This window comes from Kineococcus rhizosphaerae (assembly GCF_003002055.1).
In the GTDB taxonomy this organism is placed as follows: Bacteria; Actinomycetota; Actinomycetes; order Actinomycetales; family Kineococcaceae; genus Kineococcus; species Kineococcus rhizosphaerae.
The window spans coordinates 1-8,305 of sequence record NZ_PVZF01000041.1 but is presented as its reverse complement, the minus strand read 5'-3'; the positions used below and the strand labels follow the sequence as shown (position 1 = coordinate 8,305).

7 protein-coding genes and 2 pseudogenes are annotated in these 8,305 nt (G+C 70.4%); 7 read left to right on the top strand and 2 right to left on the bottom strand.

Going from position 1 to position 8,305, the window contains the following annotated elements:
• Both CLV37_RS29165 and CLV37_RS26605 read right to left on the bottom strand, forming a co-directional pair.
• A pseudogene (locus CLV37_RS29165) lies at positions 1-167 on the bottom strand (type 1 glutamine amidotransferase domain-containing protein); the annotation flags it as partial.
• 274 nt (positions 168-441) lie between these two features.
• Positions 442-1,434: a LacI family DNA-binding transcriptional regulator gene (locus tag CLV37_RS26605; protein WP_211298980.1), complete on the bottom strand. Its 993-nt coding sequence runs from the start codon at positions 1,432-1,434 to the stop codon at positions 442-444.
• A 457-nt stretch (positions 1,435-1,891) separates the two neighbouring features.
• On the opposite strand from CLV37_RS26605, the gene CLV37_RS26600 reads away from it, so the two are divergent.
• The 7 genes and pseudogenes from CLV37_RS26600 to CLV37_RS26570 form a co-directional block, all read left to right on the top strand.
• Positions 1,892-2,764: a sugar phosphate isomerase/epimerase family protein gene (locus CLV37_RS26600; protein ID WP_106215755.1), complete on the top strand. Its 873-nt coding sequence runs from the start codon at positions 1,892-1,894 to the stop codon at positions 2,762-2,764.
• A gap of 57 nt (positions 2,765-2,821) precedes the next feature.
• Positions 2,822-3,979, top strand: a complete 1,158-nt coding sequence (locus CLV37_RS26595) for a Gfo/Idh/MocA family protein (protein WP_106215758.1) — start codon at positions 2,822-2,824, stop codon at positions 3,977-3,979.
• Between the two features lie 25 nt (positions 3,980-4,004).
• Positions 4,005-4,991 (top strand): sugar phosphate isomerase/epimerase family protein, encoded by a 987-nt coding sequence (locus CLV37_RS26590; protein ID WP_106215754.1) that lies wholly within the window; start codon positions 4,005-4,007, stop codon positions 4,989-4,991.
• Between the two features lie 143 nt (positions 4,992-5,134).
• Positions 5,135-5,491, top strand: a complete 357-nt coding sequence (locus CLV37_RS29270) for a GntR family transcriptional regulator (RefSeq protein WP_106215753.1) — start codon at positions 5,135-5,137, stop codon at positions 5,489-5,491.
• Positions 5,492-5,673: 182 nt separating this feature from the next.
• Positions 5,674-6,996, top strand: a complete 1,323-nt coding sequence (locus tag CLV37_RS26580) for an extracellular solute-binding protein (RefSeq protein WP_106215752.1) — start codon at positions 5,674-5,676, stop codon at positions 6,994-6,996.
• An 8-nt stretch (positions 6,997-7,004) separates the two neighbouring features.
• Complete coding sequence (locus CLV37_RS26575) at positions 7,005-7,922, top strand: carbohydrate ABC transporter permease (protein ID WP_211298981.1); 918 nt, start codon at positions 7,005-7,007, stop codon at positions 7,920-7,922.
• 3 nt (positions 7,923-7,925) lie between these two features.
• Positions 7,926-8,305: pseudogene (locus CLV37_RS26570) on the top strand (carbohydrate ABC transporter permease); the annotation flags it as partial.

Below are 8,305 nucleotides of genomic sequence, written 5' to 3'. Positions count from 1 at the left end.
TTGGGGTCCAGCGGGGGCCGGCCACCCTTGGGCGAGGCCAGGGTGATCGTGGCCCCGGCGTCCTTCAACCGGTAGTAGGGCGCGGCGAGTTCCTCCAGCCAGAAACCGGTCGTGCGGCCGGTGGAGCCGAGTTCGTCGTGGGAGGTGAGGACGATGAGGACGTTCACGGTGACTCCTGCGGTGTCGTGCGGATCGGTGGTCGGCCGGAGCGGTCGAGGTCTGCGCCTCGGTGGCCGTTCGGCTGTGACACCGACTCTAGACGACCGGTCTACTTAGATCGACCCCAGCGGAGGTGACCTGCATCACTCAGCGGGGTCGCCCGCGGAGTTCCAGTCGATCGACGACGAAGGCCGCTCGGTCCCCCAGCAGCACCGTGGTGAACCGGGTACCGCGAGACGGCGGTCCCGCGCTCGCACGCCGGCCGACCGCGGCCGGGAGCGGTCAGTCCGAGGACGGGCGGTGCGGGCGCGTGGTGGTGCGGACGACCAGGCTCGGCTCCCAGCTCCGCACGGTGCGCTCCGCACCGGGGGCGGCCAGTCGGGCCAGGGCGACTTCCGCTGCGGCGCGGCCGACCTGCGTCGCGTGGACGTCGATCGTCGTCAGCGCCGTCCCCGGGGCGCTGCTGACCGAGGAGTTGTCGTAACCGACGACCGACACGTCGTCGGACGTGAGCCCGCGCACGGCCATCGCGTCCAGCACACCCAGCGCGGCCTGGTCGTTGTGCGCGAAGACGGCGGTGGGTGGGCTCGCGTCGTCGAGCAGGACGCTGACGTCCTCGGCGGCCTGCGTGCGCGAGTGCGCGGTGGGGATCGCGCGAGGCGCCAGGCCGGCCGAGCGCATCGTCACCTCGTACCCCTGCAGCCGGCCGCGGTACCCGTCGGTCTGCGGGTTGGCCAGGAAGGCGATGTCCCGGTGGCCCAGGTCCTGCAGGTGCCGTGTCGCGAGCTCGGCCCCCAGGAAGTCGTTGGAGAAGAGGCTGTCGACACCGGGGATGTCACGACCGACGCTGACGATCGGCACGGACTCGGCGACGCGGTGGACGGCGCGGTCGGGGATGAGCAGGCCGGCGGCGATGACGACGTCCACGCGGGACTGCAGCAGAGTCTCCAGGGCCTGCTGGTCCCCGCTGCCGTCGGCGCGGCTGACCGCCAGGACGATGTGCTTGCCGGTCGCATCCACCACCGAGCGCAGTCCGTCGTACACGTCTGCGTACAGGTCGTTGTGCAGGTCGAGCAGGACGACCCCGATCGTGTTCGCGGCCCGGCTGGCCAGCCGGGCCGCGACCATGTTGGGCCGGTACCCCAGCTGGGAACCCACCGCCAGGATCCGCTGCCGCGTCTGCTCGCTGACGCGCCCGACGCCCCGGTAGGTCAGGGAGACCAGCGCACGTGACACGCCGGCCGCTCGCGCGACGTCCTCCATCGTGACACTCACGAACGGTCGCCTTCTGTCGATCACTGACACGCCGGCTCCGTGCCGGCCGGAGCTGCGGTCAGCATACGGGCGAGGGCCCGGGGCGGAGCACGAGGTGCGTCCGCGGTGGCCGACCCGGCGCCGCCCCGACCCGCCGTCACCGCGGCGACGTCCCGGCCGGAACGGTTCCAGAACTCCCGGAAACAGGGTTGTCAGTACATGTTAGAGCGCGCTAGCATCGGCCAGGTCGTCAGCTGCTGGATCAGCATCGAGGCTCCAGCGGTCGACTCGAAGACGGTGAGAACAACTGCTGCCGTTCTGCTGGAGCGCGGCACCACGAACGGCTCCCTGCGTTCGCGCTCCTCAGGTGCGTCGGGGTTTCGACCCGACCGGCACGTCGCCCGCGACGCACGTCGGTCGACCCGCGAGGCAACCGCACCCGCCGCCGGACACCTGCCCGAAGGAGGCACCACCCCGCATGAAGATCGCCATCGACCCCGCGCCCTACCTCGACCTCCCCCTGGGAGAGCTGCCCGACCGGATCGCGCGGAACGGCTACCAGCACCTGCACCTGGCGCACCCGGGCATCCTGCCCGCCTACCGCTACCCCAAGATCGACCGCGGCACGATCGCGACGTTCTCCAAGGCCCTGGCCGATGCCGGTGTCTCGCTCCCGGCGACCCTGGTCGTCCAGCGGATCTCCTGGCCGGACGAGGAGATCCGGAAGGACGCGGTGCGCAACTTCGAACGCACCATCCAGGTCGCGGTGGACCTGGGCATCACCCAGATCAACACCGAGTTCAGCGGCCTCCCCGAGCAGAGCGAGCGGTCCGAAGCGGCCTTCTACCGCTCCATCGAGGACCTCCTGCCGACCATCCGGCGTGAGGGCGTCCAGCTGAACTTCGACGCGCACCCCTACGACTTCGTCGAGGACGGGCTCGAGGCGTGGCGGATCGTCCAGGCTCTCGACGACGAGGCCTTCGGCTTCGTGTACGTCGCCGCGCACACCTTCCACTACGGCGACCGGGCCGCGACCCTGCTGCCGGAGGTGGGCGACCGGCTCCGCGCCGTGTACGCGGCCGACGTGTTCGACCACCGCCGTTCCGGCGGCCTGCGCTACGTCACCAACCCCCCGGGCAACGCCACGCGCGTGCACCAGCACTCACGGATCGGCCTCGGCGACGTCGACTGGACCGAACTGTTCACGGTGCTGCAGACGACGGGCTACCTCACGCGCCCGGAGGCCCTCATCGTCTCCAACGTGTTCGGCGAGGCCGAGAACGCCGACGAGACCGCGATCCACCAGCGCCACGAGATCGACCGGCTCCTGCGCGAGGCGGCCGCCGCGTGACGCACCCGGAGAGGACCCCCGTGAACCCCGACCCAAGCACCCCCCGTGGGAGTGGACATGTCTGACGAGAGCATCGGCGTCGCCGTCATCGGCGCCGGGCAGGCGGGGAAGGCGCACGCAGCCGCCTACCGCAGTGCCACGACCCTGTACGACAGCGTGCTGCCGCCGGTGCGCCTGGTCACCATCGCCGACGTCGCCGAGCGAGCCGCGCGAGCGGCCGCGGACCGCTTCGGCTACGACCGTCACGACACGTCGTGGCAGGCCGTGGCCGACGCGGAGGACGTCGACGTCGTCAGCGTGGTCGTCGCCAACTCCCTGCACCTCGAGATCGTCGAGGCGCTGCTGGCTGCGGGCAAGCACGTCCTGTGCGAGAAACCCCTCTCGGACACGATCCAGAGCGCCCAGGCCATGGCCGACCTGGCGCGGACGGCGTCGAGCGTCGCGCGCATCGGGTTCACCTACCGACGGTCACCGGGGATCGCCTACCTGCGCGACCTCCTGCAGACGGGCACCCTGGGGGACGTCTACCACGTCAACGGCCGCTACCTGACCAGCTACGGCTCCGACCCCACCACGCCGAACAGCTGGCGGTTCAAGGGGGCGCCCGGCACCGGGGCGCTGGCCGACCTCGGCAGCCACGTCGGGTACCTGCTGGAGTTCACGGGCGGTGAGATCACGTCCGTGAGCGGAGGCCGGTTCGCCACCGTGGTGCCCAAACGGCCGGCACTGGCCAGCGGCGCCCTGGAGACGGTGGAGAACGACGACTACGCCTCGTTCAACGCTCACTTCGCCAGTGGAGCAGCGGGGTCGTTGGAGGCGTCCCGCGTGTCGACCGGACGCACGAACCGGCTCGAGATCGAGGTCTTCGCCTCGAAGGGCTCGGCCCGTTGGCACCAGGAGCGTCCCTCCGAGATCGAGCTCTACCTCACCGACGGTCCAGAGGCCCAGCGCGGCAACCGGACCGTCCTGCTCGGTGGCGCGCACCCCTACATCGCCGGTGGGCTGCCGTTGGACACCGCCGGTGTCGGGTTCGGGCAGAACGAAGGGTTCGTCTTCCAGGCCCGCGCGTTCCTCGAGGAGGTCGCCGGCGTCGCCGGAGCAGACGCACTACCCCGCAACGCCTCGTTCGAGGAAGGACTGCACAACATGGTCCTGCTCGAGGCCGGCACGCGCTCCGCCGCCCTGGGCGGCGCGACCGTCGCCGTCAACCCGTGACCACCCGACCCTGAGGAGAACAGCCGTGCGACTCGGCCTGTACGACGCCATCCTGCGCGACCGGCCCCTGGAGGAAGCGATCGACGTCGTCGCAGCCAACGGGCTGACCGGGATCGAACTGAACACCGGAGGGTTCCTGCCGGCGGTGCACGTCCCGACCATGGACGACGTCCTGGTCAGCGACACCGCCCGCGACGACTTCCTCGGGATCTTCGAGGGAACGGGGGTGGGGATCGCCGGGCTGAACACCAACGGCAACCCCCTGCACCCGAACCCCGAGGTCGGGGACCGCCACGCCGGGGACGTCCGACGTTCGATCCAGCTGGCCGAACGCCTCGGTCAGCACCGGGTGGTGACCATGTCCGGCCTGCCGGGCAGCGAACCCGGCACGCGGTACCCGACCTGGGTCGTCAACGCCTGGCACCCGGAGTCCCGGGAGGTGCTCGACCACCAGTGGAGCGTCGCCGCGACGTTCTGGCGCGAGACCGACCGGTTCGCGCGGGACCACGACGTCAAGGTCGCCCTGGAGCTGCACCCGCAGAACGTCGTCTTCAACTCCGCCGACGTGCACAAGCTCATCGACCTGACCGGCGCGACGAACGTCGGGGTCGAGCTGGACGCCTCGCACCTGTTCTGGCAGCAGATGGACCCCGTGGCGGTCGTCCGGCACCTGGGGGAGCTCGTGTTCCACGCCGCCGCCAAGGACGTCCGCGTCAACCGCTCACGCGCTGAGCTGAACGGCGTCCTGGACAACAACGGCTTCTTCGGGGAGGTGTGGGGCAACGGCTGGCCCAAGCAGGCTTCCTGGGACTTCGTCGCCCTCGGCAAGGGGCACGACGTCGCGTACTGGACGGAGTTCCTGCGAGCCCTGCACGAGGTCGACCCCGAGATGATGGTGAACATCGAGCACGAGGACAACGAGCTCGGCAGCGAGGAGGGCGTCTCGGTCGCCGCGAAGGTCCTGGTCGCGGCCGACCGAGCCCTCCAGGAGTCGCTCACGGAACCGGTGTAGGCGGTGGAGACGGCGACGTCGCCCGACCCGTCCGGTGCTGGTGGGAGCGCCGAGCCGGCCCACCGCCGGGCGGGCGGCCGGCGGGGCCGGACCGCTGGACGGCCTCGTCCCGAGGGGACCACGCAGACAGGGAGCCGTGAACGGTGCGCACAGGGACGGCTGCCGCCCCCGGCGGGCAGCGCCCCGCAGCACGGTCGTGTCCTCGGCCGCACTGGAGGCGCAGCGGGGACCCTCCCCAGCTGCCGTTCGAGCGGGTCAGCCGCCTGCCGCTGTGGCACCAGCTCGAAGTGGCGTTGCGCCGCGCCGTCCGGGCCGGCGACTACACCCCCGGAGAACAGATCGAGACCCTGACGTCCCTCGCCGTCAGGCACGGTGTCTCGGTACCCACTGCCCGCCACGCCCTCGAGGCGCTGGTGAGGACCGGTGACCTGGTCCCGTGCGACGCGTGCACCAGCTACGTGGTGGCAGGGCGGGGGTCGGCGCCCACGGGAGCCACCTGACCCGCCGACGGAGGACGACACCCCGCACTCCCCGGCCGGTGCCCCGTGGACGCCGTGAGCAGGCCCCTCGGACACCTGACCCCGTCCTGTCCGCCCCCTCCCCCCCCACTCCCCGTCCGGCCGTTCCAGGCCGCAGCGCCCCTGCGAGCGCTGACTTCGATCACGGCACTTTGGAGATCACTGTGGATCACAACCGCGCCTCTCGTCGGACCTTCCTCACCCTGGCCGCCGCCACCCCGCTGGTCGCGACCGCGCTGGCCTCGTGCGGCGACTCCGGCCCCGGCCAGGCCGGTGGCGACGAGGCCACCGACTGGATCCTCACCGGCCAGCCGGCCGAAGGCGTCCGCTCGGGCACCGTCCAGAAGTGGAACGAAACGCACGACGACCAGCGGATCACGACGAGCTCGTTCCAGAACGACGCCTACAAGGCCAAGATCAAGACGGCCATCGGCGCCGGCCAGGCCCCGACCATCATCTTCGGCTGGGGCGGCGGCACGCTGCGCGACTACGCCCAGAGCGGTCACGTCGACGACCTGACCGCCTGGTTCGCCCAGAACCCTGGTGTGAAGAACCGGCTGCTGGACGCCGCGTTCGCCGCCGGCACGGTCGAGGGCAAGATCTACGCCATCCCGACCGAGACGGTGCAGCCGCTGGTCCTCTTCTACAACAAGAAGCTCTTCAAGCAGGTCGATGTCGAACCCCCGACCACGTGGGACGAGCTGATGGCCCTCGTGCCGAAGTTCAACGCCGCGGGGATCGCGCCGTTCTCCCTCGGTGGGCAGTCGCGCTGGACGAGCATGATGTGGCTGGAGCTGCTGTTCGACCGCATCGGCGGCCCCGAGCTGTTCGAGTCGATCTACGACGGCACGCCGAACTGGACCGACCCGGCTGCCATCGACGCCCTCACCAAGGTCCAGGACCTGATCAAGGCCGGCGGTTTCGTCAAGGGCTTCGCCTCCATCACCGCCGACTCCAACGCCGACCAGGCGCTGCTGTACTCCGGCAAGGCCGCCATGATGCTGCACGGTCCCTGGACGTACGGCTCCATGAAGTCCGACGGCGGCGACTTCGTCTCCGGCGGCAACCTCGGGTACGTGAACTTCCCCGCCGTCGCCGGGGGCAAGGGCGACCCGGCCAACTCCTTCGGCAACCCGGCCCAGTACCTGTCGGTCTCCTCCACAGCGTCCCAGGCGCAGAAGGACATCGCCCTGGCCTTCTTCAAGGACGGTCTGAACACCGACGAGGAAGCCCACGAGTGGGTGGCGACCGGCGCGATACCGGTCGTCAAGGGTGTCGACGCCACGTTCGCCGGGCTCGAGGACGAGCAGTGGCTGAAGTTCACGTACGACCTGGTCACGAACGCCCCGTCCTTCGGGCAGTCGTGGGACCAGGCCCTGTCGCCGACCGAGGCCGAGACCCTGCTGGACACCATCGAGAAGCTCTTCGGCCTCGCGATCACCCCGCAGCAGTTCGCCGAGACCATGAACGGGGCGATCGGCTCGTGAGCGCGTCCGTGAGGACGGCCCCCGGTGCTCTCCCGACGGGGATCAGCCCGGGGCCGCGCACCTCCACCGGCCGACTGGGGTGGCTGGTGCTGCCGGCCCTGCTGATCTTCACCACCTTCGCCGTGGTCCCCCTCATCGGGGTGTTCGTCCTGAGCTTCACCTCCTGGGACGGCATCGGGGCGATCCACTTCGCCGGTCTCGGCAGCTGGAAGGCCGTGCTCACGGACCCCGGCCTTCCGCACGCGCTGTGGACCACCTTCCTGATCATCGTGCTGTCCTGGCTGGCCCAGACACCGCTGGCGATCCTGCTGGGCGTGTTCATCGCGGGGGGTCAGAAGTACCGCGCCCTGCTGGCGGTGCTGTTCTTCCTGCCGCTGCTGCTGTCGGCCGCGGCCGTGTCCATCGCCTACAAGGCGCTGCTCGACCCGAACTTCGGGCTGGGTCCGGGCCTGGGCCTGGGCTTCCTCACGCAGGACTGGCTGGGCCGGGGCACGCTGGCGGTGGGCGTGGTCATCTTCATCATCGCCTGGCAGTGGATCCCGTTCCACTCCCTGATCTTCCAGGGCGCGACCCGGCAGATCCCGGTCTCGATGTACGAGGCGGCGCAACTCGACGGCGCCGGGCGGGTGCGGCAGTTCTTCTCCATCACCCTGCCGCAGTTGAAGAACGCCCTCATCACGTCCTCGACACTCGTGATCGTGGGGTCGCTGACCTCGTTCGACCTGATCTTCGTCCTCACCGGCGGCGGGCCGAACGACGCGACCCGCGTTCTGGCCCTGGACATGTACCTGACCGGTTTCCGCGCCAACCAGATGGGGCTGGCCTCGGCCATCGCCGTGATCCTGGTCGTGGTCGGCCTGATCCTGGCCCAGCTCTTGCAGCGCCTCGGTGGCAAGGAACGCAACTCCCAGCTGGAAGGGGCCTGACCGATGACCACGCAAGCCGCCGCGAGTCCCGCGGCCCGCTCCACCGGCTCCACCCCTTCCGGTACGCGGCGCAGCTCGACGGAGCGCAAGAACTGGCTCGGCGGCACCTTCGGGTGGCTGTGGCTGCTCGTCGTGCTGGTCCCGATCTACTGGATCGTGATCACCAGCTTCAAGACCTCGGCGAACTACTTCGGCACCAACCCGCTCATCCCGCCGTCCTCACCGACGCTGGCCAACTACGAGATGGTGCTCGAAGCCGACTTCCTGCGCTACTTCGCCAACTCCCTCATCGTGACCGTGGGCGCCACCGTCCCGGCCGTGCTCATCTCCTTCATGGCCGCCTTCGCCATCGTGCGCGGCGGTGGCCGCTGGCTGAAGGCCGT

What these genes read in the sequence shown, in the direction of transcription:
- CLV37_RS26600 (WP_106215755.1), top strand. Translation starts at nt 1,892, where the DNA reads ATGAAGATCGCCATCGACCCCGCGCCCTACCTCGACCTCCCCCTGGGA.
- CLV37_RS26595 (WP_106215758.1), top strand. Translation starts at nt 2,822, where the DNA reads ATGTCTGACGAGAGCATCGGCGTCGCCGTCATCGGCGCCGGGCAGGCG.